The sequence below is a fragment of the Actinomadura macra NBRC 14102 genome, from assembly GCF_001552215.1.
Lineage (GTDB): Bacteria > Actinomycetota > Actinomycetes > Streptosporangiales > Streptosporangiaceae > Spirillospora > Spirillospora macra.
On the sequence record NZ_BCQT01000002.1, the window covers coordinates 329,559 to 354,053 of the forward strand.

22 protein-coding genes and 1 riboswitch are annotated in these 24,495 nt (G+C 70.8%); of the genes, 13 read left to right on the forward strand and 9 right to left on the reverse strand.

Features of this window, described 5'->3' with window-relative positions:
* Positions 1-26: 26 nt before the first annotated feature.
* Positions 27-1,247: an arginine deiminase gene (locus AMA02S_RS02765; RefSeq protein ID WP_084264462.1), complete on the forward strand. Its 1,221-nt coding sequence runs from the start codon at positions 27-29 to the stop codon at positions 1,245-1,247.
* Positions 1,248-2,045: 798 nt separating this feature from the next.
* Here the strand turns inward: AMA02S_RS02765 and AMA02S_RS02770 are convergent.
* From AMA02S_RS02770 to AMA02S_RS02785, 4 genes are all read right to left on the reverse strand, one after another.
* A complete protein-coding gene (locus AMA02S_RS02770) occupies positions 2,046-2,591 on the reverse strand; it encodes an ATP-binding protein (protein ID WP_067450950.1) in 546 nt (181 codons plus the stop codon).
* 398 nt (positions 2,592-2,989) lie between these two features.
* Positions 2,990-4,996, reverse strand: coding sequence for a sensor histidine kinase (locus tag AMA02S_RS02775; RefSeq protein ID WP_084264463.1), 2,007 nt, complete (start codon positions 4,994-4,996; stop codon positions 2,990-2,992).
* A gap of 143 nt (positions 4,997-5,139) precedes the next feature.
* On the reverse strand, positions 5,140-6,492 hold the full coding sequence (locus AMA02S_RS02780) for a purine-cytosine permease family protein (protein ID WP_067450953.1): 1,353 nt from the start codon (positions 6,490-6,492) through the stop codon (positions 5,140-5,142).
* A riboswitch (TPP riboswitch) is annotated at positions 6,485-6,598 on the reverse strand. Its footprint overlaps the gene before it by 8 nt.
* 26 nt (positions 6,599-6,624) lie before the next feature.
* A complete protein-coding gene (locus AMA02S_RS02785; protein ID WP_067451545.1) occupies positions 6,625-6,957 on the reverse strand; it encodes a rhodanese-like domain-containing protein in 333 nt (110 codons plus the stop codon).
* A gap of 70 nt (positions 6,958-7,027) precedes the next feature.
* Here AMA02S_RS02785 and AMA02S_RS02790 point away from each other — a divergent pair, with 70 nt between their 5' ends.
* Positions 7,028-7,468: an SSI family serine proteinase inhibitor gene (locus tag AMA02S_RS02790; protein ID WP_245667318.1), complete on the forward strand. Its 441-nt coding sequence runs from the start codon at positions 7,028-7,030 to the stop codon at positions 7,466-7,468.
* A gap of 89 nt (positions 7,469-7,557) precedes the next feature.
* Here the strand turns inward: AMA02S_RS02790 and AMA02S_RS02795 are convergent, their stop codons facing one another.
* Complete coding sequence (locus tag AMA02S_RS02795) at positions 7,558-8,421, reverse strand: Fpg/Nei family DNA glycosylase (protein WP_067450957.1); 864 nt, start codon at positions 8,419-8,421, stop codon at positions 7,558-7,560.
* Between the two features lie 307 nt (positions 8,422-8,728).
* Here AMA02S_RS02795 and AMA02S_RS02800 point away from each other — a divergent pair, with 307 nt between their 5' ends.
* From AMA02S_RS02800 to AMA02S_RS02815, 4 genes are all read left to right on the forward strand, one after another.
* The gene (locus AMA02S_RS02800) at positions 8,729-8,935 is read left to right on the forward strand and encodes a heavy-metal-associated domain-containing protein (RefSeq protein WP_067450960.1); all 207 of its coding nucleotides are present in this window, start codon (positions 8,729-8,731) and stop codon (positions 8,933-8,935) included.
* Between the two features lie 55 nt (positions 8,936-8,990).
* Positions 8,991-9,944, forward strand: a complete 954-nt coding sequence (locus AMA02S_RS02805; RefSeq protein WP_067450963.1) for a DUF8832 domain-containing protein — start codon at positions 8,991-8,993, stop codon at positions 9,942-9,944.
* Between the two features lie 30 nt (positions 9,945-9,974).
* Complete coding sequence (locus AMA02S_RS02810) at positions 9,975-12,308, forward strand: heavy metal translocating P-type ATPase (protein ID WP_067450966.1); 2,334 nt, start codon at positions 9,975-9,977, stop codon at positions 12,306-12,308.
* 164 nt (positions 12,309-12,472) lie between these two features.
* On the forward strand, positions 12,473-13,240 hold the full coding sequence (locus AMA02S_RS02815; RefSeq protein WP_067450969.1) for a GOLPH3/VPS74 family protein: 768 nt from the start codon (positions 12,473-12,475) through the stop codon (positions 13,238-13,240).
* 78 nt (positions 13,241-13,318) lie between these two features.
* Here AMA02S_RS02815 and AMA02S_RS02820 read toward each other — a convergent pair whose 3' ends face one another.
* The gene (locus AMA02S_RS02820; RefSeq protein ID WP_067450972.1) at positions 13,319-13,762 is read right to left on the reverse strand and encodes a MarR family winged helix-turn-helix transcriptional regulator; all 444 of its coding nucleotides are present in this window, start codon (positions 13,760-13,762) and stop codon (positions 13,319-13,321) included.
* A gap of 103 nt (positions 13,763-13,865) precedes the next feature.
* Between AMA02S_RS02820 and AMA02S_RS02825 the strand changes: the two genes are divergently transcribed.
* Complete coding sequence (locus AMA02S_RS02825; protein WP_067450975.1) at positions 13,866-14,948, forward strand: alkene reductase; 1,083 nt, start codon at positions 13,866-13,868, stop codon at positions 14,946-14,948.
* Between the two features lie 14 nt (positions 14,949-14,962).
* Here AMA02S_RS02825 and AMA02S_RS02830 read toward each other — a convergent pair whose 3' ends face one another.
* The 3 genes from AMA02S_RS02830 to AMA02S_RS41280 form a co-directional block, all read right to left on the reverse strand.
* Positions 14,963-15,571: a TenA family protein gene (locus AMA02S_RS02830; protein WP_067450978.1), complete on the reverse strand. Its 609-nt coding sequence runs from the start codon at positions 15,569-15,571 to the stop codon at positions 14,963-14,965.
* 265 nt (positions 15,572-15,836) lie between these two features.
* Complete coding sequence (locus AMA02S_RS02835) at positions 15,837-18,056, reverse strand: bifunctional polysaccharide deacetylase/glycosyltransferase family 2 protein (protein ID WP_067450981.1); 2,220 nt, start codon at positions 18,054-18,056, stop codon at positions 15,837-15,839.
* Positions 18,057-18,094: 38 nt separating this feature from the next.
* Positions 18,095-18,592 (reverse strand): hypothetical protein, encoded by a 498-nt coding sequence (locus tag AMA02S_RS41280; RefSeq protein ID WP_157430334.1) that lies wholly within the window; start codon positions 18,590-18,592, stop codon positions 18,095-18,097.
* 125 nt (positions 18,593-18,717) lie between these two features.
* On the opposite strand from AMA02S_RS41280, the gene AMA02S_RS02840 reads away from it, so the two are divergent.
* The 6 genes from AMA02S_RS02840 to AMA02S_RS02865 all read left to right on the forward strand — a co-directional run bounded on the left by AMA02S_RS02840 (position 18,718) and on the right by AMA02S_RS02865 (position 24,477).
* Positions 18,718-19,407 carry an RNA polymerase sigma factor gene (locus AMA02S_RS02840; RefSeq protein WP_245667319.1) on the forward strand — a complete coding sequence of 230 codons (690 nt, stop codon included), beginning with the start codon at positions 18,718-18,720 and terminating at the stop codon, positions 19,405-19,407.
* Entirely contained in the window at positions 19,404-20,267 is an 864-nt protein-coding gene (locus AMA02S_RS02845) for a hypothetical protein (protein WP_067450987.1), read from the forward strand. Before AMA02S_RS02840 ends, AMA02S_RS02845 begins: the two co-directional genes overlap by 4 nt.
* 443 nt (positions 20,268-20,710) lie before the next feature.
* On the forward strand, positions 20,711-21,220 hold the full coding sequence (locus AMA02S_RS02850) for a lytic polysaccharide monooxygenase auxiliary activity family 9 protein (RefSeq protein ID WP_067450990.1): 510 nt from the start codon (positions 20,711-20,713) through the stop codon (positions 21,218-21,220).
* A gap of 346 nt (positions 21,221-21,566) precedes the next feature.
* Positions 21,567-22,115, forward strand: a complete 549-nt coding sequence (locus tag AMA02S_RS02855) for a TetR/AcrR family transcriptional regulator (protein ID WP_067450993.1) — start codon at positions 21,567-21,569, stop codon at positions 22,113-22,115.
* A gap of 317 nt (positions 22,116-22,432) precedes the next feature.
* Positions 22,433-23,005, forward strand: coding sequence for an NADPH-dependent FMN reductase (locus AMA02S_RS02860; RefSeq protein WP_067450997.1), 573 nt, complete (start codon positions 22,433-22,435; stop codon positions 23,003-23,005).
* Entirely contained in the window at positions 23,002-24,477 is a 1,476-nt protein-coding gene (locus AMA02S_RS02865; protein ID WP_067451000.1) for a DHA2 family efflux MFS transporter permease subunit, read from the forward strand. The genes AMA02S_RS02860 and AMA02S_RS02865 overlap by 4 nt, the downstream gene beginning before the upstream one ends.
* Positions 24,478-24,495 lie beyond the last annotated feature (18 nt).

Sequence of the window (24,495 nt, forward strand, 5' to 3'; positions counted from 1 at the left end):
AACCCCGGCGACCTAGACTTTCTCTTGTGACGGACACAACGGCGTACGAGCACACGGTCACCAGCGAGGTCGGGCGGCTGCGCACCGTCATGCTGCACCGTCCGGGCGCGGAGCTGAAGAGGCTCACCCCGCGCAACAGCGACAAGCTGCTGTTCGACGCCATCCCCTGGGTCGGCCGAGCCCAGGAGGAGCACGACGCCTTCGCCGAGGCGCTCCGCTCACGCGGCGTCGAGGTCCTGTACGTCACCGAACTGCTCCAGGACGCCCTGGAGTACGAGGCCGCCCGGGAGCGTGCCATCGCCGACGCCACCGCCGACCTCCGTCTCGGCGACCAGCTCCGCGGCGTCGTCGAGGGCTACCTACGCGACCAGGACCCCGAGAACCTCGCCCACACCCTGATCGCCGGACTGGCCCACGAGGAGCTGAAGGCCGGACACGGCCTGGTCTACCGCCTCATGGACCGCATGGACTTCATCGTCGACCCCCTCCCCGGCCTGCTGTTTACCCGCGACAACAGCACCTGGATCGGCGACCGGGTCGCCGTCACCAGCCTCGCGATGGAGGCCCGCCGCCGCGAAGCCACCCTGACCGGCCTGATCTACGCCCACCACCCCCGCTTCGCAGGCGTGGAGCCGATCTACACCCCGGAGATGGAACACCTGGAAGGCGGCGACGTCCTCCTCCTCTGCCCCGGCGTGATCGCCGTCGGCACCGGCGAGCGAACCACCCCCGCAGGCGTCGAACGCCTGGCTCGCCAGGTCATCGGAGCGGGCCTCGCCCACACCATCCTCGCCGTTCCGATCGCCCAGGAACGCGCCACAATGCACCTTGACACCGTCTGCACCATGGTGGACGTCGACACCGTCGTCATGTACCCCCCGGTGGCACACTCTCTGACCGCCTACACGGTCACCCTGTCGAACGGCGACCTCCACGTCACCGAACCCCGCCCCTTCCTCGAAGCCGCCGCCGAAGCCATGGGCCTGGACCGCCTCAAGGTCATCGACACCGGCCTGGACCCCGTCACCGCCGAACGCGAACAGTGGGACGACGGCAACAACACTCTCGCCGTAGCCCCCCGCCTCTGCGTCGCCTACGAACGCAACATCGAGACCAACGCCCAACTGGAAACAGCAGGCATCGAGGTCATCCGCATAACCGGCAGCGAACTAGGCACCGGCCGAGGCGGCCCCCGCTGCATGTCGTGTCCGATATTTAGAGCACCCCCCTTGGCGGTCGGGCCTTGAAGGCCCTCCCTTCAACGGGCGGTGCGGCGATCGCTGCATCGCTTTCGACTCACCTAGCGGCTCGCTTCGCGATCAGTCCCTCGCAGGCTCGGAACTGGCTTCGCACGCGATCGCACGCCTTGAGGGCGTCGACGGCTGGGCAGGGGCTGGCGTCGATGCGCGTGTTTATTGCAGTGCCCTTGGCGGTCGGGCCTTGGAGGCCCTCCCTTCGGCGGGCACTGCGGCGATCGCTGCATCGCTCCCGACTCGCCTAGCGGCTCGCTTCGCGATCAGGTTCTCGCTTCGCTCGCACCTGGCTTCGCACGCGATCGCAGCGGTTTGGGTCGTTGGTGGCTTGGGTGGTGGCTGAGGTCGGCGTGCGGGTGTTCGGGTGGGGGGTGCAGGCAACGATGGTTTGGGGTCGAGATCGGGTCATGTCGGCCGATTCGGGCCTGCGCCGGCCCTACCCAGGGTGTCGCGGACCATCCAGATGTCGTCGCGAGGCGAGCCGCCAGGCGAGCCAACGCGTGGCAGATGACCACCAGCCTGTACCGGAGGAAGCTGTAAGCCCAGGTGGTGCCGACCGGTCACGTTGCGATCGCGTGCGAAGCCAGTTCCGAGCCTGCGAGGAACTGATCGCGAAGCGAGCCCTCTGGGGCGAGTCGAAAGCGATGCAGCGATCGCCGTGTTGTTCGCCGAAGGAGGGCCGCCAGGCCCGACGCCAAGAACAACACAATATAAACAGCTCGGGCGGTGTCGACGGGGGCACGACAGCGCCCGAGCTTGAAGAGGACCATACAAGGTGAAGTGCTGGTCTCTCTAGCCGGGGTATGCCCGACTTGGGGCCGCTCCATACCTGGTTCCGGTGAAAAGGTGGCTGTCCGGTTCGTCGACGGCGTCCGGGAGGTCGGTTCGCTCGGGGACGACGGCGTGGGCGCCGGTGGGGGCGGCGGAGCCGTTCGGGCTGGATGAGCGGGGTGCGCGGAGGATGGCCCAGACGGTGGTGGCGCCGTCCTCGTGGCGGACGCCCCAGCCTTCGGAGAGGGCCTCGACGATGCCAAGGCCGCGGCCGCCCAGTGAGGACAGGGTGCCGGGGCCGCGGCGAGGTTCGGTCATCGCGCCGCCGTCGCTGACCTCCAGTTCGAGCATGTCGCCGCGCCGTAGCCAGCAGACCTTGACCTGACCGGACGGGAGTGGGCGCGCGTGCCGGAGGGCGTTGCTGATGAGCTCGCTCACGATGACGCTGGCGTCGTCCACGATGGACTCGTAGACCCCCGAGGCGACCAGCTCGGAGCTGAGGCGCTTGCGGGCGACCGCGACGCTGGACGGCGCGTGTGGGAGCAGTACGACGCTCGACGCCCTCACCTCCTCGTGGATTCGTTTGCTCGGACGAGACCCGTCGCCGCTCTTCCGGTACGACCGAAATGCCCCGATGTCACCGACCGGAAACACGGGAGATGTGGTTCGCCACCTGCACAACGAGTCACCGGCCATCCGGTCACGGTGATCACCCCCGTTTGTGGCGTCGGAACGGAATCTCGTTACCAACGGCGACCAACAATGGATCTATCCAGCCAACGGCGGATTACTCCTCACGCGCGCGTTTCGTCCATCACACCCTGCAGCCACCGAACTTTCCCGCAGAAGCCCAGGCTGCCACCTGTCAGGAAGGGGGAAAGCGCCGGTCACAGCGTTCTCACCCGCCGGTTCAGTGCCTTCTATCGTTACGGATAGTGACCGTCGCGGGCGCCGCGTGGCGGCGCTCATTCGGCCCTCCGGAGGGCCAGGCGCATGCACGTGCCCTCCCCCGTGGGGGCGGTGTCGTGCCCGGTCGTGACGCCTTTCCGGACATCCGTTCGACGGGCGGGGCCCCCGGATTCTGAGATTGTCGTCACACTCGACGGGGTTTTTCGTGGGTTAGTGTGAAATGCATCACTATAAGGGCGGCCCGGATGGGCGGAGATCGCTCCACCCTGTGCCTCGGTGAGGCGTTTGACGATGTAGAGCCCGAGGCCGATGCCCCCGAACCGGCGACGGTCCCCGGCTTCGCCCTGGACGAACCGCTCGAAGATCCGGTCGTGATCGCCGGGGGCGATGCCGATGCCCTCGTCCACGACCGTCACGACCACGTCGGGGCCGTCGGCGCGCGCGCGTACCCAGACTGTGCCGCCGTCCGGTGAGTACTTGAAGGCGTTCTCCAGAAGCTGCCCTAGGACGATGTCGGTCGCCATGGGGTCGCCCTGGGCGGACGGGAGGTCCGGTGCGATCTCCAACTCCACGCGGTGCAGCGGTGAGAGTGATCGGAACCCGCCGACGACGCCCTCCAGGACGCGCCTCACGTCGAACGGCTCGATCGTCACGGCGAGCTCGTCGGCGCCCGCGCGTGAGCCGAGCAGCAGGTGCTCGACGAGGCGGGCGAGTGACTGGGCACGCTCGGCGATCGTGGCCACGGCGGCGCGGCGGTCGGGGTCGGCCAGCTCGTCCCACCGGTTGACCAGCGTGGACGCGAAGCCCTGGACGACCGTGATCGGGGTGCGGAGCTCGTGGCTGGTCGTCGCGAGGAACAGGTCCTTGGCCTCTTCGAGGGCCTTCGCTTCGGACACGTCCCGGAAGTCCACGACCAGCTCGCCGGTCTCCTCGATCTCGGCGGCCAGCACGTTCAGCCAGGTTCCCGATTCCAGCGGGAACGTGAGCATCTCGCCGAGCGCGGGCATCGCGAACGGCAGCGGGCGGCCGAGGGCGTCCTCCGGGGGGATGCCGGTGAGGGTGTGCGCGGCGGGGTTCCACTGCCGGACGACGAGGTCATGGTCGAGCACCGCGATGCCGTCGGCGCTGGAGTCGATGACGGCGCGCTCGTGCGCGCGCTGCCGGACCACCTCCGCGTACGCGACGGCGTTGCCGACCGCGACCCCGGCGTGGCCGGCGAGGAGCTCCAGCAGTTCCAGCTCCATGTGCCCGATCTTGCGGCCGGAGAACAGCGCGTACAGGGCGCCGTACGGACGGTTCTGCAAATAGGACAGGCCGAGTGCGACCGTGTGCAGGCCGTCCAGCTCGGACCAGACGAGATCGCCGAGGCGCCGCTCGCCCGTCGCGAGCTTCACCGTCTTGCCCGACCGCAGCAGCTCGCCGACCAGGCTCGGCCGCAGCTCGGCGGACGTGCCGCGCATGTGCTCGGGCAGCCCGGACATGCTCACCAGCCGCAGCCGCTCCCCCTCGATCCGCACGAACCCGCCGGCGTCGGCGCCGGTCAGCTCGATGAGCGCGGCCGTGATCCGGTCGAGCACGACGGCGAGATCCAGCTCGGCGTTCAGGTCGGCGACGATGTCGTTCAGCCGCCGGACGAGCCGCGCCCGCTCGGCCATATGGTGCTGGACGATCTCGTCGTCCTCCACCGGGTGGTACACCCCGACCCAGCCGAGCGGCGTGCCGGCGGGGTCCTTCAGGAGGCTGGTGTCGATGCGCACGTCGATGAGCCGGCCGTCCTGATGGAACCGCCGGGTCGCGATCGAGATCTGCCCGCTCTCGCCCTCTCCGGGCCGCCGGGTGAGCAGCCGCTCCTGGACGGCGTTGTGCTCGGCCTTCAGCTCGTCCGGGACGATCGGGGGGATACGTCCGACCATCTCCTCGGCCGTCCAACCGAACATCCGCTCGGCCGCCGGGTTCCATACCGTGACCCGGTGCCGCTGGTCGACGGCCACGATCGCGTCGGCGGCGCTCTCGATGACGGCGCGCGCGATGGGGTCGTGGACGTGGTGGTGCACGTCTGTCATCGTGCCACCGCATCCGGGCTCGGCGCCCGGCAACCCGGGCCGAAAAGTTCCCACCGGCTCGACCGATCTACCGGAAGAACGCCACTTCAGGGGCCTCGAAGGCGGTGAAATCGGCCTTCGGTGCGGGCGTGCCGGACGGCCCCTCAGCGCGCCGCCCGGGTCGCCCTACCGATGAGTAGTGCGGCGGTCGCGGCCACCAGGAACGACAGCAGTGAGGCGCTCATCCAGCTTTGTGGGGTGAAGTGCAGCGCGTCCTGGGCGTCCGTCCAGAACGCCGCCCAGCGGCTCACGGTGCCCGGGTTGATCATTTGGTAGGCGGCGATGCCGAGGATCCACGCCGCGACCATCCCCCACCGCGACGGCGCCGTCCGCGACATGTCCCACCCGCGTCCCCTGCCCCGGCCGAGGAAGAAGTCGGCGGCGAGGACGCCGAGCATGGGCACGAACACCGAGCCGATCAGCGACAGGAAACTCGCGTAGTCGCCGATGTCCAGGACCAGCGCGAGGACGGTGATGCCCGTGCCCAGCGCGATCGTCAGGACCCGCCGGTCCGCACGCGGGACGAGGTTCTGGATCGAGACGGCCGTCGAGTACACGTTGGCGAAGGACTGGTCGGCCTCCCGCAGGACGAACACCGCGAAGAACAACACGCCAAGGGTCACGTTCAGGAACGGATCGAAGACCTTGGAGGAGTCGCCCGCGACCAGCGCCAGGGCCAGCAGTCCGAGAACGTAGGCGATGATCTGCGTGACCGAATAGCCGATGGACGCGGCACCGAACGCCCCGCGCGCGCTTCGGGCATGCCGTGTGTAGTCGGCGGCGACCGGAACCCACGAGATGGAAACGGCCAGCGCAGCGTCGGCTCCGATCCAGAACCCGCCCCAGGACCCTTCCGTCAGGTCGGGGAGAGGCTCGCGCACGAGCTGGATGTAGAAGTACACGAGGGCGACCATCACGGCCGCGGTCACGTACCGGCGCAGCATCCGCACCGACCCGAGCGGCCAGATGGTCAGAACCGTGGTGAGGATCCCGGCCGCGATGACGTAGGTCCACCGGGGGACGCCGTCCCAGAGCGCGCGCGCCGCGTCCGCGATGACGATCAGTTCGAAGGTCCCCCACCCCACCAGCTGGGCGACGTTCAACACCGTGGGCGCGTAGGAGAGCCGTGCGCCGAACAGGCCCCGCAGCAGCACCATCGCCGGCTTCCCGGTCCGCGCGCCCGGCGCCGCCGCAAGACCGAGCATCAGCCCGCCGAGCGCCGTCCCGACCGCCATGGCGACGATCCCCGCCACGATCGGCAGTGTCGGCTTCCCGGTCGCGTCCGGTGCCAGCACGGTGTAGGCGCCGGAGAACGCGAACAGGCTGACCCCGAGATTCGCCCAGAACGCGCTCTGGTCCCAGAAACCGAGGACCTTGGGTGCCGGCTCGTCGAGGGTGTAGGGGACCTCGTCCCGAGAGCGGTCGCCTCCGCGGCGCTCGTCAACGGCGGACGTCATGGGACACGCTCCCTACGCCGGCATTACCCGGACAGGTTCATGCGGTCGGTGACGCCTTCGAGTCACCCTCTCAGCCCGGTTGGCCCGAGCTCCCGCGGATATCGGTCAAACCGATCGTACAGTGCCTAAAACTCAGGCAACGTACGGCGGTCCGTCACCGCCGCCCTCCATCGGACGTCCCACCTCGGCCCAGCGCTTCATGCCGCCGTCGACGTTCCGGGTCAGCCACCCCGCCTGGTTGAGCGCGACGGTCACCTGAGCGGACCGGGCGCCGGACCGGCAGATCACGAAGACCTCCTGGTCACGGGGCACCTCGGAGGCCCGGTCGCCGAGCTGGCCCATCGGGATGTGGACCGCCCCGGGCACGTGCCCCGCGTCCCACTCCTCCTGTTCGCGCACGTCCAGCAGGTAGCCCTCCTGCGGAACGTCAGCGGCGTCCACCGCCGGCACATCGTCCCCGAAAATCATCACACCCCCATGGAACCGCGCATGGCCCCACTGCGTCGAATCACCCATGCGGTATCGGACGCTCCTCTTGACGACGCCCGGCCTCGCCATGATCCTCTCACTGGCGGCCTGCGGCGACGAACAGTCCTCCGGCAAGGCGGCCGACCAGCCTTCGGGCACGACGTCCGTCCAGCCCTCGGGCGGTCCGGTGGACAGCCTCAAGATCCAGGTCAGGGCCTCCGCGGAGGCCCCGGTGAAGACCTGGACCCTCAACTGCGCGCCGCCCGGTGGCGACCATCCGAAGGCCGCCGACGCGTGCGCCGCCCTCACCAAGGTCAAACAGCCTTTCAAGCCCGTCCCCAAGGACCAGATGTGCACCCAGATCTACGGCGGTCCGGAGATCGCCACGGTCAAGGGCACCTGGCAGGGCCAGCAGATCGACACCAAGTTCACCCGCAAGGACGGTTGCCAGCTCCACCGCTGGACCGCGGTGGGCGTCCTGTTCGGCGACGTCCCGAAGGTCCGTTGATCGGACTCGTCCCCGCCCAGTCCCCATCCCCGCCGCCCGCTCACGGACCCTGACCCACGGTCAGGGTCCTTCACTTTGGCCGGAGCCGGTTACTTGAGGAGGCGGGAGAGCCGGCGGTCGGCCAGGGGTTTGCCGCCGGTCTGGCAGGTGGGGCAGTACTGGAGGGACGAGTCGGCGAAGGAGACTTCGCGCACGGTGTCACCGCAGACCGGGCATTTCTGGCCGGTGCGGCCGTGCACGCGGAGGCCGGTCTTCTTCTCGCCCTTGAGGTCCTGTGCCTCCAGCCCGCGGGAACGCTCCACGGCGTCCCGGAGCGTCGTGCTGATCGCCTCGTGCAGGGTCGTCACATCGTCCGGGGTGAAGGAGGAGGCGATCTTGAACGGGGACATCTTCGCGACGTGCAGGACCTCGTCGGAGTAGGCGTTGCCGATACCGGCGATCACCTTCTGGTCGCGGAGCAGGCCCTTGATCTGGGTGCGCTTGCCCGCGAGGATCGCGGCGAGGGCCGCGGCGGTGAAGGCGGGGTCCAGGGGATCGGGGCCGAGCGCCGCGACGCCGGGGACGTCGGCGGCGTCACGGACCACGTAGACGGCGAGGCCCTTCTTGGTGCCGGCCTCGGTGAGGTCGAAGCCGGAGCCGTCGTCGAGGTGGACGCGCAGGGCGAGCGGGTTCTTGCCCCCAGGGCGGACGGGACGCGCCGGGATCTCGTCGCGCCAGCGGAGCCAACCCGCGCGAGCCAGGTGGATCACCAGGTGCAGGCCGTCGACATCGAGGTCGAGGAACTTGCCGTGCCGGGCGGCGCCGGTGATGGTGAGGCCGCCGAGCGAGGTCACCGGCGGGTCGTAGGTCTTCAGCGCGGAGATGGCGAGAACATCGATGCGGGCGATGGCGTGGCCGACCGCGCGCTCCCGCAGGAAGCCGGTCAGCGCCTCCACCTCAGGCAACTCAGGCATGCTCCCCAGTATCCGCGATGAACTCGTCCACAGGGCCGCAGATGCCTGTGGAAAAACCTGTGCACAACGTCGGATCCAGGTGCGGGAGGCGGGTTTCCGGGGGCGATACCTCTACGAATATCCACAAAGTGCGAGGAGAGGGCGGGGTTCGGGCTGTGGATAACCTCCCCGGCGCGGGGCGGCGAGAGTGTGACCTGGATCTCGAAATAACCCCTAGGGGGTACGGGTTGTGCCGGATGTCCGGTTATGGCAGCATGAGGGCCATGAAATACCCCCCAGGGGTAAGAAGGAATCGAGGAGCCGCGAGATGAGCACCGCCACCTACACCGTGACCGGCATGACCTGCGGTCACTGCGTCAGCTCGGTCACCGAGGAAGTCGAGCAGGTCGCGGGCGTCACCGGCGTCGAGGTGGACCTCAAGACCGGCACGGTGACCGTCACCAGCGACGGCCCCGTCGACGACGTCCTGATCAAGGGCGCCGTCGAGGAGGCCGGTTACGAACTCAGGCAGTAAGCGCGCAAGACAGTGCCGCACTAAGGACAGGGCGCATGAGGGACGGAGCGGGACGATGAACACAGCGACCAAGCTGGGGGCCTACGCCCTGGGCCTGGCCGTCGTCTTCGGCGGCGCCGCCGGGATCGGCAAGGTCGCCGGTCCGGTGGGCGCCACCGCGGACACCGGCGGACACGGTGGGCACGGGGGCGGCGAACACGGGGGCGGAAAGCCGGGCGGCGATACGGGTACCCCGGTACCCGGCGGCCTCCAGATCTCTCAGGACGGCTACACGCTCGTCCCGCGGCGGACGACGTTCCGGCCGGGCGAGCTGACCGACTTCAGGTTCACGGTCAACGGCCCGGACGGCAAGCCCGTCACCGGGTTCACACCTCTGCACGGCAAGCGGCTGCACCTGATCATCGCGCGGCGCGACCTGTCGGGCTTCCAGCACCTGCACCCGGCGGAGGTCGGCGGCGGCGTCTGGGCGGTGGCGGTGGTGCTGCCGAAGGCGGGGACCTACCGGTTCTTCACCGACGTCCAGCCCGAGGGCGCGAAGCAGCAGCTGACCCTGGGCGCCGACATCTTCGCCGGGGGCGACGACCGGTTCACGCCGTTGCCGAAGCCCGAGCAGGTCGCCAAGGTGGACGGCTACGAGGTGCGGCTGGCCGGCAGCCTGGCACCCGGGCGGACCAGCAAGCTCGTCCTGTCGGTGAGCAAGGACGGTGAGCCGGTCACGGACCTGCAACCGTATCTGGAGGCGTACGGACACCTGGTCGCGCTCCGTAACGGTGACCTGGCCTACCTCCACGTCCACCCGGACGGGGAACCGGGCGACGGGAAGACGAAGGCGGGACCCGACATCACCTTCTACGCCGAGGTGCCGAGCGCGGGCGCCTACCGTCTCTACCTGGACTTCCAACACGGCGGCAAGGTCCGCACCGCGGAGTTCACCGTGCACGCCGGCTCGGCGGCACAGGTACCCGCCCCCGCGAAAGAGCCCGAAGAAGGCCACAACCACACGCACTGACGTCCGTACGAGCGAGGAAGAGGAGGAGCGATGACGACCGGCGCCGTACCCGACGCGGAACCCGGGCGGATCGAGCTGGCGATCGGCGGGATGACGTGCGCGTCCTGCGCCGCCCGCGTCGAAAAGCGCCTCAACAAGATCGACGGTGTCACCGCCACGGTCAACTACGCCACCGAGAAGGCGCGGGTGGAGTTCTCACCCGAGGTGTCGACCGCGGATCTGATCGCGTCGGTCGAGAAGGCCGGCTACACCGCCGAGCTGCCCCCGCCGCCGCGGGAGGAGGGCGCGACCGTCCAGGACGAGCCCGACGACGGCCTGCGGACGCTGCGGGAGCGGCTGGTCACCTCGGTCGTGCTGTCCGTGCCGGTCATCGCGATGGCGATGGTCCCGGCTCTGCAGTTCGAGAGCTGGCAATGGCTGTCGCTGACGCTGGCCGCGCCCGTGGTGGTCTACGCGGGCTGGCCGTTCCACAAGGCGGCGTTCACCAACCTGCGCCACGGCGCCGCGACCATGGACACGCTGGTGTCGGTGGGCACGCTGGCGGCCTTCGGCTGGTCACTGTGGGCGCTGTTCTTCGGGACCGCAGGTGCGCCGGGGATGAAGCACGGCTTCGAGTTCACCATGACCCGCTCGGACGGGTCGATGAACATCTACCTGGAGGCCGCGTCCGGCGTCATCGCGTTCATCCTCGCCGGACGCTACTTCGAGGCGCGCTCCAAGCGCCGTGCGGGCGCCGCGCTGAGGGCGCTGCTGGAACTGGGTGCCAAGGAGGTCTCGGTCATCCGGGACGGTCCGGACGGCACGAGCGGGGAGGAGCGCGTCCCGGTCGAGCGGCTCGCGGTGGGGGACGTGTTCGTCGTGCGCCCCGGCGAGAAGATCGCCACGGACGGGACGGTCGAGGAGGGGTCGTCCGCGGTGGACGCCTCCCTGCTGACCGGCGAGTCCGTCCCGGTCGAGGTCGGGCCGGGCGACACCGTCACCGGCGCGACCGTGAACGCGGGCGGGCGGCTGCTGGTGAAGGCCACTCGCGTCGGCTCCGACACCCAGCTCGCCCAGATGGCCCGGCTGGTGGAGGACGCGCAGACCGGGAAGGCGCAGGTGCAGCGGCTCGCCGACCGGATCTCGGGGATCTTCGTCCCGGTCGTCATCGCGCTGGCGATCGGCACGCTCGGCTTCTGGGTCGGGACGGGCGGTGGCGTCGCCGGGGCGTTCACCGCGGCGGTCGCCGTGCTGATCATCGCCTGCCCGTGCGCGCTGGGCCTCGCGACCCCGACGGCACTGATGGTCGGGACGGGCCGCGGCGCGCAGCTCGGCATCCTGATCAAGGGTCCGGAGGTGCTGGAGTCGACCCGCGCGATCGACACGGTCGTGCTGGACAAGACCGGCACCGTCACCACCGGCCGGATGGCCCTGGTCGACGTCGTCACGGCCGAGGGCGTGGACGCGGCCGAGGTCCTGCGGCTGGCCGGGGCGCTGGAGGACGCGTCCGAGCACCCCATCGCCCAGGCCATCGCCAAGGGCGCGGTGGAGCGGGTCGGGACGCTCGGCACCGTCGAGGACTTCGCCAACGTCGAGGGCCTCGGCGTGCAGGGGATGGTGGACGGGCACGGCGTGCTTGTCGGCCGCCCGCAACTGCTGGCCGAGTGGGCGCAGGAGCTGACGCCGGTCCTGGAGAAGGCGATGGCGGACGCGCAGGCGCTCGGGCACACCGCCGTCGCCGTGGGGTGGGACGGTGCGGCCCGCGCGGTGGTCACCGTCGCCGACCAGGTCAAGCCGACCTCGGCGGAGGCGATCGGGTGGCTGCGCGGCCTCGGGCTGCGGCCCGTCCTGCTGACCGGAGACAACGAGAGCGTCGCGCGGACGGTCGCGGACGCGGTCGGGATCGAGGAGGTCATCGCCGAGGTCCTGCCGAAGGACAAGGTCGATGTGGTCAAGCGCCTTCAGGACGAGGGACGGACGGTCGCGATGGTCGGCGACGGCGTGAACGACGCCGCCGCGCTCGCCCAGGCCGACCTGGGCCTCGCTATGGGGACCGGCACGGACGTGGCGATCGAGGCGTCCGACCTGACGCTGGTGCGCGGGGATCTGCGGGCCGCGGCGGACGCGATCCGGCTGTCCCGCCGGACGCTGCGCACGATCAAGGGGAACCTGTTCTGGGCGTTCGCCTACAACGTGGCGGCGCTGCCGCTGGCGGCGACCGGGCTGCTCACGCCGATGATCGCGGGTGGTGCGATGGCGTTCTCGTCGGTGTTCGTGGTGAGCAACAGCCTGCGGTTGCGCCGTTTCCGGACGCTCGCGGGGTCGGCGACGCCGGCCGGTGCGGTGGCCGCGGCGGCGCGGCGGGAGGTCGCGGCGCCGCACTGACCATCTCGAAAGTTTCTTAACCGTCGGTCGGTTCGCTGACCTTGCGATACGAGCGCGCGGCCCTTTCTCTGGGGCCGCGCGCTAACGTTTTTCGGGTGTTTTTGGCAACCTGGTATCGACTCGCGTCGTCTCACATGGGGTGAGGGCGAAGGGAGCACGAGCAGATGAGAATTGCCGATGAGCTTCTCCTGCTGGCCATCCATCCGGCCGGCGGGCGTCCCGTCATCGGCGCCGCGAAGCTCGATCTGGCCCTGGCCGGCGCGATCCTCTCCGAGCTGGTGCTGTCCGGTCGTGCCCGGCTCGACGGTGACCGCGTCCACCCGGCTCTGGCGGACGCCGGCCCGCACGGTCCCGTCACGCCGGCCGTGTCGTCGCTCGATCCGGTGTCCTTCGGTGATGCGGTGTCCTTCGGCGACGCGGCGTCGCCGGGCGATCAGGAGTCCTTCCGCGATCCCGCGCTGGACGAGGCGTTCACGCGGATCGTCCGGGCCCCCGGCTCTCCGGCCCACCGGCTGGTCGCCGACCTGAGCGGCGCCACCCTGCGGCTGCGGTTGCGCAACGCGCTGATCGGACGGGGCATCCTGGCGGAGGAGGAGCAGCGGATCCTCGGTGTGCTGCGCTCCAGCAGCCATCCCGAGATGAACCCGGTGCCGCGGCGGGAGATCATCGCGCGGCTCGACGCGGCCCTCGCGGGCGCGGATCTGGACAACACCGTGCCCGGCCGGCGGACGGCGTCGCTGCTGGAGGTCGCGCACGCCTGCGATCTCACCCGCGTCCTGTTCGCCCATGTCGTGGACCTGGACCGGCGCGTCGCGGCGGTGACGGCGGGCGGCTGGGCGGCCCCGGCGGTGGGCCGGGCGATCGCGCGGATGCAGGCGGTCGGCGGTGCCGCCATCCCCACCGGCGGCACGGCGGGGCCTTTCGGCTTCTGACCGGCCGGCGGCCGGAGGGCGCGTGGTGACCGCGACTCGACGGCGGTCGCGCTCATTCCCCCGGCGGGTGCGGGAACGTCAGTTCAGCGCGAGCAGCCCGCGAAGCCCGACGACGAGCGGGCCGAGGTCGGGGTCGGCGGCGGCCTCGTCGAGCGCCTCGGTCAGGGCCGACCGGTAGGTCGGGCACGCCCGCTCCTGGAGGTCCCGCCCGTCCTCGGTGATCACGGTGTAGACACCGCGCCGGTCCTTCGGACACATGGCGCGCCTGGTGAGGCCTGCCGTCTCCAGGCGGGCGACGAGGCGGCTGACCGAACTCTGGTTGAGGCCGATGAGGTCGGCGAGCTCCTGCATCCGCAGCTCGCCGTCGTCGGCGCCCGCGAGCCGGCAGAGCGCGCGGAACTCCGAGAGGCCGACGCCGTGGCCGCGTTGCAGCGCCTTCGCCAGCCGGTGCTCGACGCGGCCGTGCAAGGTCACCACGCCGTTCCAGATCTGGACATCGGTCCCACTACCGTCCGCGCTCATCACGTCACCTCGGCTCTCGTTGACAGCACTGTACATGCGGTGCAAATATCTGCATGTACATATAATACAGGTACATGCAAATACTTGACGGAAGGTGAAGACGATGACCAGTCCGCTCCTCCACCCGTACGAAGGGCCGCACCTCACGCTCCCCAACAGGATCGCCATGGCGCCGATGACGCGCGGACGCGCCGACGACCTGACCGGCGTCCCGCATCCGCTGACCAAGGACTACTACGTGCAGCGCGCGACGGCCGGGCTGATCGTCACCGAGGGGATCTACCCGGACATCCACGGCAAGGCGGGTCCCGGCATCCCCGGCCTGGTCACCGACGCGCAGGTCGCGGGCTGGCGCGAGGTCACCGAGGCCGTCCACGCGGCGGGCGGCACGATCTTCGCCCAGCTCTGGCATGTAGGACGCATGACCCACCCGCTCAACCTGCCGGGCGGCGCGACACCCCTCGCGCCGTCGCCCGTACGGATCGAGTCGGAGCAGATCTTCACGGACGTGGGGGACGTCGACCACGTCACGCCGCGCGCGATCACGATCGCCGAGATCGAGGCGACCGTCGCCGCCTTCGCCGCCGAGGCGCGCAACGCCGTCCGCGCCGGGTTCGACGGGGTGGAGATCCACGGCGCGAACGGCTACCTCATCCAGCAGTTCCTCGCCGAGAACACCAACCTGCGCACCGACCGGTTCGGCGGCTCGCTCGACGGCCGGATCCGCTTCGCCCTGGACGTGGTGGAGGCCGTCGCCGCCGAGATCGGCCCGGAGCGGGTCGGGCTGCGCATCTCCCCCGACAACCCCGAGAACGAGATCGCCGAGCGCGACCCGCGCGGCACCTACCGCGCCCTCGTCGACGCCATCGACCCGCTCGGCCTCGCATACCTGCACGTCATCGAGCGCGGCGCGTACGGGGCGCTCGCCGACCTGCGGCCCCGCTGGTCGGGCACGCTCATCGGCAACTTCAACGGCGAGGAGGCCACCCAGCAGCGCGCCGGCGAGGAGGTCATCGCGGCGGGCCTGGCGGACGTCTTCTCGTTCGGGCGGCTGTTCATCTCCAACCCGGACCTGCCCTCACGCTTCGCGACCGGCGCTCCGCTGGCACCGTACGTTCCGGAACTCGTCTACGGCGGGGAGGCGGAGGGGTACGTCGACTACCCCGCCCTGGCCTCGCAGCGCTGAGCGGATTCGAGGGGTCAGAGCGGGACGTCCCAGAAGGCGATCTCGTGGCGCATCCCCTCCAGGAACAGGCGTTCGGCACGTCCCGCGTCGGCCCCCGACTCGTCGATCATCTGGGCGCAGCGGCGCGTCAGCGCGGCGAATCCGGGGTCGGCGTAGGTATCGACCCAGCGGCGGTAGCGCGGCTCGGACGGCGGGTCCTCGGCGAGGCGGGCACCGAGCGTCGAGTAGCCCCACATGCAGGGGTAGAGCGCGGCGAGTCCTTCGGCGTAGGAGGCGGCGCTGTCCAGCAGGAACGCGGTGTAGGCGGCGCAGGCCGGCCCCTTCTTCGCGGCGTCCAGGTCGGCCCCGAAGGTGGCGGAAAGCGAACGGTGCAGGTCGAGTTCGTCATGGAACGTCGCGTGCGCGAGGTCCACGAGGTCGCCGAGGTGTTCCGAGGGGGCCTGCCAGGCGAGCCGGGAGAAGACCCGGACGTAGTCGTGCAGGAAGAGGTAGTCCTGTTCCAGCCAGGATCGGAACACCGCCTCGGCGAGGTCCCCGCGCCCGATCCCCACGACGGTCGGATGAGCGAGCTGCTCCTCCACGAGCGGTCGGCCGAGGTCCTCCAGATGCGCAGCGAGACTCATGCCGGCAAGTCTTCCAGCTGGTGCGAACCCGCCTGAGAAGGGGCGGGACCGGCCCAGGAATGACCAGACCCCGCCGAGTCGTGCGACCCGGCGGGGCTCTGGTCGTGCACCGGTGTGTGGGGTCGCCTCTCGGCGAAAGGCACAACACGGCTCCAGCCGAACGGTATTCCGTGAAGGCAAAAGGTGAGGCCCGGGGACACCAGGCACACCGGCTGTCTTGTGTAACCCACGGCCTTCCGGGATTGTTCCCGGCCGTCCGGACGCGCTACCGCGCCGCTGGGATCTCCGGGACATCGGTGAAGGTCCCCGTCCGGCGGATCGTGTGCCAGCGGAGCCCGGCGCCGAGCACGGCGGTGGCCACCGACTGGACGACGACCAGGTACAGCAACTGCCGGTAGACGATCTGCTGGAGCGGCAGCGCCCACAGCGGACGGAGCCGCTCCCCGTCCAGCCAGAGCGCGTAGGCCCCGGCGGTGGCCTGCACCGCCGCGAACGCCGACCACATCAGGAGGGGCCCGACCGGGTCGAGCAGCGCCAGGCCGTACAGCGCGAACAGGTCGATGGCCGGGGCGAGCAGCGGCGTCAGCACCTGGAACACCAGCAGGTAGGGGAGACAGCGGCGGCCGAACCGGCCAGAACCACCGCGCTCGACGACCGCACGGCGGTGCTTCCACATCGCCTGCATGGTGCCGTAGCACCAGCGGTACCGCTGCCGCCACAGTTGCCGCAGCGAGGACGGTGCTTCCGTCCAGGCCAGGGCCTTCTCCTCGTAGACGACACGGAGGCCGGTCCGGCAGATCGCCATGGTGAGGTCGGTGTCCTCGGCGAGGGTATCGCCGGGGACGCCGCCCACCCGCGCGAGCGCCGAGCGGCGGAACGCGCCGACCGCGCCGGGCACGGTCGGCATGCACCGCAGCACGTCGAACATCCGCCGGTCGAGGTTGAAGCCGATCACGTACTCGATGTGCTGCCAGCGGCCGAGGAGCCCGCCGCGGTTGGCGACCTTGGTGTTGCCGCTGACCGCGCCGACCCTCGGGTCGGCCATCGCCGCGACGAGATGCCCGAGGGTGTCACGCTGGAAGACGGTGTCACCGTCGACCAGGACGAGGATCTCCGCGCGCGCCTCCGCGACACCCGCGTTAAGCGCGCCGGGCTTGCCACCGTTCGGCTTGCGGAGCAGCCGGACCCGCGACAGCGACAGCGCCTCGACGATCTCGGCCGTACGGTCGGTCGAGCCGTCGTCCACCACGATCACCTCGACGGCCCCCGGATAGTCGGTGTCGACCAGTGACCGGATCGTCGCCGCGATCCCGGCCTCCTCGTTGTAGGCCGGGACGACCACCGACACCGGCGGGAACGGATCAGGCGGCAATTCCTCATACCCGGGTACGCCGGGCAGGACGGGCGCGCCGCAGACCCGCCCCGGATGCCCGCGCACCCGCCGCACGTGGACATGCGCGAAGATCAGCAGGACCGCGAGCCGTACCGCGTAAAGGACGCCGGCCAGTGCGAACAGTACGCCGAGCGCCCCGTCCAGCGCCGCCGCGGCCCGCTGCGCCGTCACCAGCGCCCAGCCGACGGCCCTCTCCCGCACCGGCGCCGTGACCTGCGCCGAGGGCATCCCCAGCGCCCGGGTCAGCGTGGTGAACCGGTAGCCCATCGGCCGGAGCTGGTCGATGATCTGCGCGACGGCCGCGACGGTCTGGGCCCGGTCGCCGCCCGAGTCGTGCAGCATCACGACCGCGCCCTCGCCGCGCCGGCCCGCCGCCAGCGCCGACTGGACGATCTTCGCCGTGCCCGGCCTGGCCCAGTCCTCGGTGTCGCGGTCGGTGAGCACGACGACATACCCGTCCTCGCCCGCCCGTCTCGCGGCGCGCCACTCCGCCTCGGTGAGGCCGTCCGGGCGGGACGAGTACGGCATCCGCATCAATCGCGTGTGCACGCCGGTGGCGCCCGCCAGCGCCCGCTGCGTGAGGTCGAGCTCCAGGCGGTTGCGCCAGGCCGGGGCCGCCGCCATGTCGGCGTGCGTGTAGGTGTGCGAGCCGATCTCGTGTCCCTCGCGCAGGATTCGGCGGGCCAGCGCGGGGTGCTCGGCGACATGGGCGCCGATCGTGAAGAACGTGGCGTGCGCGTCCCGGCGGCGCAGCGCGTCCAGCAGCCGGGGTGTCCATTCGGGATCGGGGCCGTCGTCGAAGGTGAGCGCGATCGTCCTGGCCGGCATCCGGAGGCCGTGGGGCGTGCCGTCCGCCATGCTGATCACCGGTCCGCCGCCGGTGACGGCGGACGGGGCGGGCACCGGATCGGCCGGTTCCTCGTGCGGCGCCTCCCCCACCGCGCCGCGGGCGAACCCGTCCATTACGAGGAGAACGGCAAGCGCCAAGGCGCCGAGGAGGAGCAGCACCCAGTGCCCCCTGGGCTCGCGGGGGCGCACGGGCTCGCCGGACCACACGGGCTCGCCGGACCACACGGGCTTGTCGGGTCGCATGGGCTCGTCTGGTCGCATGGGCTCGTCTGGTCGCACTGTCAGCGCGACTTCTTCTTGCGACCCCACTGGGGTGGGGACGCGTGCGAGTTGCCGGGCCGGTAGGTGGACGTGTCTCCGGTCGGTGTCGCGGCCGGCGGCCGAGGCGTCCCCGGGCTCCCGGACGGCGCTGCACCCGAGCCCCCCGTACCGGCCTGTGAGGGGCCCGTCATCGGCGTTCCAGCGCCTCCCCCTGGCCCGCGCACCCCGGGCGTTCCGTCCCGGCGTCGCGCGCTTTCAGGCGTCGTGCCCGGTCCGGTGCGCTCGGTGCCGTCCACGCGGCGGTGGTCGGGTGGGCCGGTCCACGTTGTGAGCGGCACGTCCGCGCCCGTCGCCACGCTGACGCCGAGCGCCCCGAGGTAGCAGACGAGCAACGCCCCGGCGGCCGAACCGAGCCGCCGCCCGAGCCGCCGGCGCCGTCCGCTCGGATCAGCGAACACCGCGGGCGCGGCGGGCGGCTCGTCCAGGAGTGGACGTCGTGCCGTGGCATCCCTGATCATTTTGGCCGTCACTTCGGAGGTAGGGGAACGGTCGGCGCGCGAATGCGCCAGGGGCGTTCACCGCTTCAGCGTCACGCCCGCCTTTCGTGTCACATCGCCCACGAAATCCCTGCACAATGGCCCGGGTGACGAAAGCGGAGGTACGGGCGGAAGATGTGGTGAAGGAGGACGAACTCAGCCGGGCACTACGCGCGGCGCAGAACGGCGACGAGGCGTCCTTCCGCCTCCTCTACCGCGACGTGCAGCCGCGGCTGATCCGGTTCGCCGGCGCGATGGTCGGCGGGGACGCCGAGGACGTCACGTCCGAGGCATGGCTACAGATCTCCCGTGACCTGCACGCCTTCCGCGGCGACCTGGACGGCTTTCGCGGCTGGACCGCGACGATCACCCGGCACCGGGCGCTGGACCACCTGCGCCGCAGGTCCCGCCGTCCCGCCTCCGATCTGCCCGTCGAGGAGCTGGTCACGATGGCGGCGGAGGGCGACACCGAGTCGCTCGCCCTGGACGGCCTCGCCACCGGCGACGCCCTGCGCCTCATCTGCGACCTTCCGCGCGACCAGGCCGAAGCGGTGCTGCTGCGCGTGGTGATGGGCCTGGACGCCAAGTCGGCGGGCAAGGTGCTCGGCAAACGCGCGGGCGCCGTGCGCACCGCCGCCTACCGTGGCCTCCGCCGCCTTGCGGAGCGGCTCGCGCCCCCCTCGCCGGAGGCGCCCGCCGACACGGTTCCACCGGAGACCGCGGATCCGCCGCCCGGCGCCCTGCCCGCACAACGAGGTGACAGAAGTGGCGGACCCGGCGCTGAAGGGGTGAGATGAACGACCAGCACAGGGCCGGAGGGCTTGACCCGCGCACCGCCGAGCAACTGCTCGACACCGCAGCGCAGGCAGCCGCCGACCGCTCCGCGCCCGGCACCACCCCAGAGAATTGCGCCGCGCAACGCCGCGCCGCGCACGAGAGCGCCACGGACGACCTCTCGGTGATCGGTCATGCCCCCCACGACCCCGCTGCCGACGACCTCTCCGGCGGTTCGGCGGCGGACGAGTTCGCCCGTCTCCGGGAGGTGCTGGCCGCCGCGGCGGCGCCCGCGCGCCCGGAGGAACTGACGGGCGAGGACGCCGCCGTCGCGGCGTTCCTCGCCGCCCGCCCGGCCCGGCCCGTCCAAGCGGCCGGTGCGCTCGGGTCGTCCCGCCGCGCGAGGTCGCACGTTCGCCGGCTGGCCGCACTGCCCCGGGTGATGGTGGTCAAGATCCTCGTCGGCGTCGCCATCCTGGTCGCGTCCGGCGGGGTCGCCGTCGCGGCGGGCACCGGACACCTTCCCGGCCAGGATCCGACGCCGGCACCGACACACCGCTCGCCGAAGATCGGTGGGAACGGCGGCACGTCGCCGGTGCCGGGCCCGTCGATCGTGCCGGGCCCGCTGAGGCCGCCCTCGCCCACCCGGACACCGAAAGCCAAGGCCAAGAAGAAGGGTGACAAGAGGAGCGGGCACGAGAAGAAGCCGAGGAAGCCCAGAAAGCCGGAGGAACCAAAGAAACCTAGGGAACCAACGAAACCGGAAAAGCCCGTGAGACCGCCTCCCGGCTACGGCAGCGAGCCGGGCGAGGACGAACCGCCGAACTACGGCGGCCCCCCGGTCGACAAGATCACGCCAGTGCCGAGCATGGGCCGAGATTAGTCCCGCCCTCCCCGGTGGAAAGCCAGGCCGGCAGCGCCCCCGGCCCCGGCCGCACGGCTCACCACCTTCTCGCTCGCTGGCGCTCGCTCCGCGTGCGTGCCCGTATTCATCGCCTGCATCGCTCCACTCCCGCCCCGAAGTAGGCAGGAGTGGCAATCCACTGGTTTACCTGGAGTTCCTCCGGTGGGCGTACGCGGGACGCCTCGCGATCATGTCGTGATGGGCGTACCGTGCCGGGCAAGGTGAGCAACGTTCAGCATTGAACACCGGACGATATCGCGGTAAATTTTCGCTAATAGGAAACTTTCCTATTAGATTCTGCCTGGTCACAGACGGAGATGGTCATGGCGGCACGCGACCCGCCCACCCCATCCGGAGCACACGGACGACCCCCCGCAGTGGCCGCTCGCGCGGCCATAGACCATGAGATTCGGAGCTCCCCCATGAAGAAAAGGCTCATCGCCGCAGCCTCAGGCGTGGCCCTCACCCCCGCCCTCGTCGTCGTCCTCGCCGGCACGGCCAGCGCGCACGGCTACGTCAACGCCCCGCCCAGCCGCCAGGCGCAGTGCGCCAAGGGCACGGTCCAGTGCGGCGGCGTCAAATACGAACCGCAGAGCGTCGAGGGCCCCAAGGGCCAGCGCACCTGCAACGGCGGTAACTCCGCGTTCGCCGAGCTCAACGATGACAGCAAGGGCTGGACCGCAACGCCGGTCGGCACTTCGGCGACCTTCACCTGGACCTTCACCGCCCGCCATCGCACCACCAACTGGGAGTACTACATCGGCGGCACGCGCATCGCCAATGTCAGTGGCAACAACGCCCAGCCCCCCGCCACCGTCTCCCACACCGTCAACCTCGCAGGCCACACCGGTCGTCAGAAGATTCTGGCGATCTGGAACGTCGCCGACACGTCGAACGCCTTCTACGCCTGCGTGGACGTTCAGGTCGGCTAGGGCCCAGCGCTCAGACGACACGGTTCGGGGGCGGCGCCCGTCACGGTTACCCGTGGCCGGGCGCCGCCCCCGCCCCCCTTTGCAGTGGCGAACGACGAGGCGATCGCCTTCTCGGACGCCCTGGTGCGATCGGAAACACCGCGACGCCGGTGACGGTTCCCCGGCATGCGGCCGAAAGGCGTCCCGGTGCCGGATCGTCGGCCACCGCCGCGATCCTCGCCTCGGTCCCGTGGCCGCCTCCACGGGACGGAGGCATGAACCCGCTATACGGCGCCGTATCCATCGTGGTCACCGCGAGCGGCGCCGCCGGCCTCCGGCCGCGACCTGCGACAGGGAATGGAGAAACATGGGTGCCGAGATCCGCACGCCTCGCGGCAGATGGATCGAGGAGGGGCTCAGAGCGCTCGCCGTCGGCGGCCCCGACGCCGTCCGTATTGAGGCGTTGGCGAAGTCGCTCGGGGTCACCAAGGGTGGCTTCTACGGATACTTCGCCGACCGGAACGCCCTGCTGGAGGAGATGCTCGACGCCTGGGAGCAGCAGAGCGTCCACGACCTGCTCGCCCGCGTCGAGCGCGGGGGCTCTGACGCCCCGGCCAGGATGCGCAGGGCCGGCATGCTGGCCTCCAGCGACCGGCTGCTGGCGATCGACCTCGCGATCCGCGACTGGGCCCGCCGCGACCAGGTCGTCGCGGACCGGCTGCGGCGCGTCGACAACCAGCGGATGGAGTACATGCGCGCGCTCTTCCGCGACCTCTGTTCCGACGAGGACGAGGTCGAGGCGCGCTGCATGCTCGCCTTCGCGCTGTTGATCGGCAATCACTTCCTGGCGGCCGACCACGGCGCGCGGACACGCGAGGAGGTGTACGAACACGCGGCAAGGCTGATCAGGGTCTGAGGGAGAAACCAGGCTCAGGTCAGGTGGTAGCGCTCACCGCGCGGACTCCCGCGCCGCAGAAGGCTCCCGCGCAGCCGGTGGGATCTCATCGAGGATCCGCCTGGTCAACCGATGGCGCACGCTGCCGGTGGCGTCGCCCCGTTCCAGCGCGGTGAGCGCGTACTCCAGAAACCTTCTCGTGATGACTTGACCTCAAGTAATGATGAGGTTTCAGAGTGTCCCGTAGGCCGGTCATCCGACCCAGGCGAGTGACAGAGCTTCCGGGCCGGTCGGTCTTCGTAACTTCGGTCCCGTTGGGACGACCTGAGGAGAGGGACATGACCGAGAATCCGCTGCGCATCGCGATCATCATCGGCAGTACACGGGCAGGACGGTTCGGGCCGACGGTGGGATCCTGGTTCGCCGACGAGGCCGCACGGCGCGAGGACATGGTCGTGGACATCGTGGACGTGGCGGACGCGCTGCCGCCCTCCGCGTTCGGCACGGCCGTGTCCGACGGGTTCGCGGACGTGACCGCGTCCCTCCAGGCGGCGGACGCCTACGTGGTGGTCACCTGCGAGTACAACCACAGCTTCCCCGGGACCCTGAAGAACCTGATCGACACGCATTTCTCCGAGTGGCGCGCCAAGCCGGTCGGGTTCGTGTCGTACGGCGGGCTGGCCGGGGGGCTGCGGTCCGTCGAGCATCTACGGGGCGTCTTCGCGGAACTGCACGCGGTCACGGTCCGCGACACGGTGAGCTTCCACGCCCCCTGGAACTGGTTCGGCGAGGACGGCACGCCGCAGGACGCGGAGGGCGCGGGCGCCGCCGCCAAGGGGATGCTCGACCAGCTCAGCTGGTGGGGCAACGCGCTGCGCGAGGCACGGGCGGTCCGTCCGTACGGGTCATGACGACGGTGGCCGGCCCCCGGACGGAGTCCGCGTCCGGGCCGGGGCCGGGGGCGATGGCGGTCGTGCTGGTGCTGGTGCTCGGCGCGATCATGATCACGCTGGACACGACCGTCGTCAACGTGGCGATCAACCGGCTGTCGCAGGACTTCGACGCGCCGCTCGCGACCATCCAGTGGGTGGCGACCGGGTACTCGCTGGCGCTCGGCGCGGTCATCCCGAGCACCGCATGGGCGGTCGGACGGTTCGGCGCCCGCAGGCTGTACCTGGGGGCCATCGTCGCGTTCGCCGTGGGGTCGGTGCTCGCCGGGCTGGCGTGGAACATCGAGTCGCTCATCGCGTTCCGGGTCGTGCAGGGGCTCAGCGGCGGCATGGTGATGCCCGTCGGTATGACGATCCTGCTGCGGGTGGCGGGCCCGGAGCGGCTCGGGCGGCTGATGAGCACGCTCGGCCTGGCGATCCTCGTCGGTCCGCTGGCCGGTCCGGCGCTCGGCGGCTGGCTGATCGACGAGGTGTCGTGGCGGTGGATGTTCTTCATCAACGTGCCGGTCGCGGTGGCGGTCGTGGCGCTCGGGATCCGGATGTTCCCCCGTGACGTCCCGGCGACCGCGCGCCCGCTGGACGTGCCGGGGCTGCTGATGCTCTCCCCGGGCCTCGCCGCCCTGCTCTACGGCGTGACGACGGGCGGCGAGAGCGGGGAGTTCGGGGCGCCCGGAGTGCTGGTACCGCTGGTGGCGGGCGTGGTGCTGATCGCCGCGTTCGTACGGCGTGCGTTGACGGCCCGCAACCCGCTGATCGACCTCGGCCCGTTCCGGAACCGGACGTACGCGGCGGCCAGCGGGACGCTGACGCTGTTCGCGTTCGGCTACTTCGGGACGATGCTGCTGCTACCGCTGTACTTCCAGGTCGTCCGGGGCGAGAGCGCGACGGTGGCGGGGCTTCTCGGCATCCCGTTCGCACTGGGATCGGGGACGGCGATGCAGTTCGCGGGGCGGCTGATCGACCGGATCCCGGCGGGACGGCTCGTCCCGGTGGCGATCGCGACGGCGCTCACGGGATTCGCGCTGTTCACCTTCCAGCTCAGCGCGGATGCCTCGTACTGGGGGCTGTGCGGGGCGATGGTGTTGATGGGTGCGGGCGGTGGCGCGACGATGATGCCGACGATGACGACGGCGACCCGGGGCATGTCGCACGACCAGGCACCGGCGGCGAGCACGTCGGTGAACCTGGTCAACACGACGTCCGCGGCGGTCGGGTTGGCGGTCACGTCGGTGGTGCTGTCGGCGTTCATGAGCGGGATCGTTCCGGACGACGGTGACGGGACGCTCCAGGCGCTGCACCGGCTCAGCCCGCAGGGGCACGCCGCGATAGCGCAGCCTCTCTCGGACGCCTTCCAGCACACCTACCTGGTCGCGCTCGGGATCATGGCCCTTTCCCTCGTCCCGGCGCTGTTCCTGCCGAGGCGCAAGGTGTGAGGGGCACAAGGACCCCGG

What these genes read in the sequence shown, in the direction of transcription:
- AMA02S_RS02820 (WP_067450972.1), bottom strand. Translation starts at nt 13,762, where the DNA reads ATGAGCGCGGACGGTAGTGGGACCGATGTCCAGATCTGGAACGGCGTG.
- AMA02S_RS02865 (WP_067451000.1), top strand. Translation starts at nt 23,002, where the DNA reads ATGACGACGGTGGCCGGCCCCCGGACGGAGTCCGCGTCCGGGCCGGGG.
- AMA02S_RS02835 (WP_067450981.1), bottom strand. Translation starts at nt 18,056, where the DNA reads ATGCGACCCGACAAGCCCGTGTGGTCCGGCGAGCCCGTGTGGTCCGGC.
- AMA02S_RS02805 (WP_067450963.1), top strand. Translation starts at nt 8,991, where the DNA reads ATGAACACAGCGACCAAGCTGGGGGCCTACGCCCTGGGCCTGGCCGTC.
- AMA02S_RS02780 (WP_067450953.1), bottom strand. Translation starts at nt 6,492, where the DNA reads ATGACGTCCGCCGTTGACGAGCGCCGCGGAGGCGACCGCTCTCGGGAC.
- AMA02S_RS02810 (WP_067450966.1), top strand. Translation starts at nt 9,975, where the DNA reads ATGACGACCGGCGCCGTACCCGACGCGGAACCCGGGCGGATCGAGCTG.
- AMA02S_RS02850 (WP_067450990.1), top strand. Translation starts at nt 20,711, where the DNA reads ATGAAGAAAAGGCTCATCGCCGCAGCCTCAGGCGTGGCCCTCACCCCC.
- AMA02S_RS02845 (WP_067450987.1), top strand. Translation starts at nt 19,404, where the DNA reads ATGAACGACCAGCACAGGGCCGGAGGGCTTGACCCGCGCACCGCCGAG.
- AMA02S_RS41280 (WP_157430334.1), bottom strand. Translation starts at nt 18,592, where the DNA reads ATGATCAGGGATGCCACGGCACGACGTCCACTCCTGGACGAGCCGCCC.
- AMA02S_RS02815 (WP_067450969.1), top strand. Translation starts at nt 12,473, where the DNA reads ATGAGAATTGCCGATGAGCTTCTCCTGCTGGCCATCCATCCGGCCGGC.
- AMA02S_RS02800 (WP_067450960.1), top strand. Translation starts at nt 8,729, where the DNA reads ATGAGCACCGCCACCTACACCGTGACCGGCATGACCTGCGGTCACTGC.
- AMA02S_RS02830 (WP_067450978.1), bottom strand. Translation starts at nt 15,571, where the DNA reads ATGAGTCTCGCTGCGCATCTGGAGGACCTCGGCCGACCGCTCGTGGAG.
- AMA02S_RS02860 (WP_067450997.1), top strand. Translation starts at nt 22,433, where the DNA reads ATGACCGAGAATCCGCTGCGCATCGCGATCATCATCGGCAGTACACGG.
- AMA02S_RS02855 (WP_067450993.1), top strand. Translation starts at nt 21,567, where the DNA reads ATGGGTGCCGAGATCCGCACGCCTCGCGGCAGATGGATCGAGGAGGGG.
- AMA02S_RS02775 (WP_084264463.1), bottom strand. Translation starts at nt 4,996, where the DNA reads ATGACAGACGTGCACCACCACGTCCACGACCCCATCGCGCGCGCCGTC.
- AMA02S_RS02825 (WP_067450975.1), top strand. Translation starts at nt 13,866, where the DNA reads ATGACCAGTCCGCTCCTCCACCCGTACGAAGGGCCGCACCTCACGCTC.
- AMA02S_RS02795 (WP_067450957.1), bottom strand. Translation starts at nt 8,421, where the DNA reads ATGCCTGAGTTGCCTGAGGTGGAGGCGCTGACCGGCTTCCTGCGGGAG.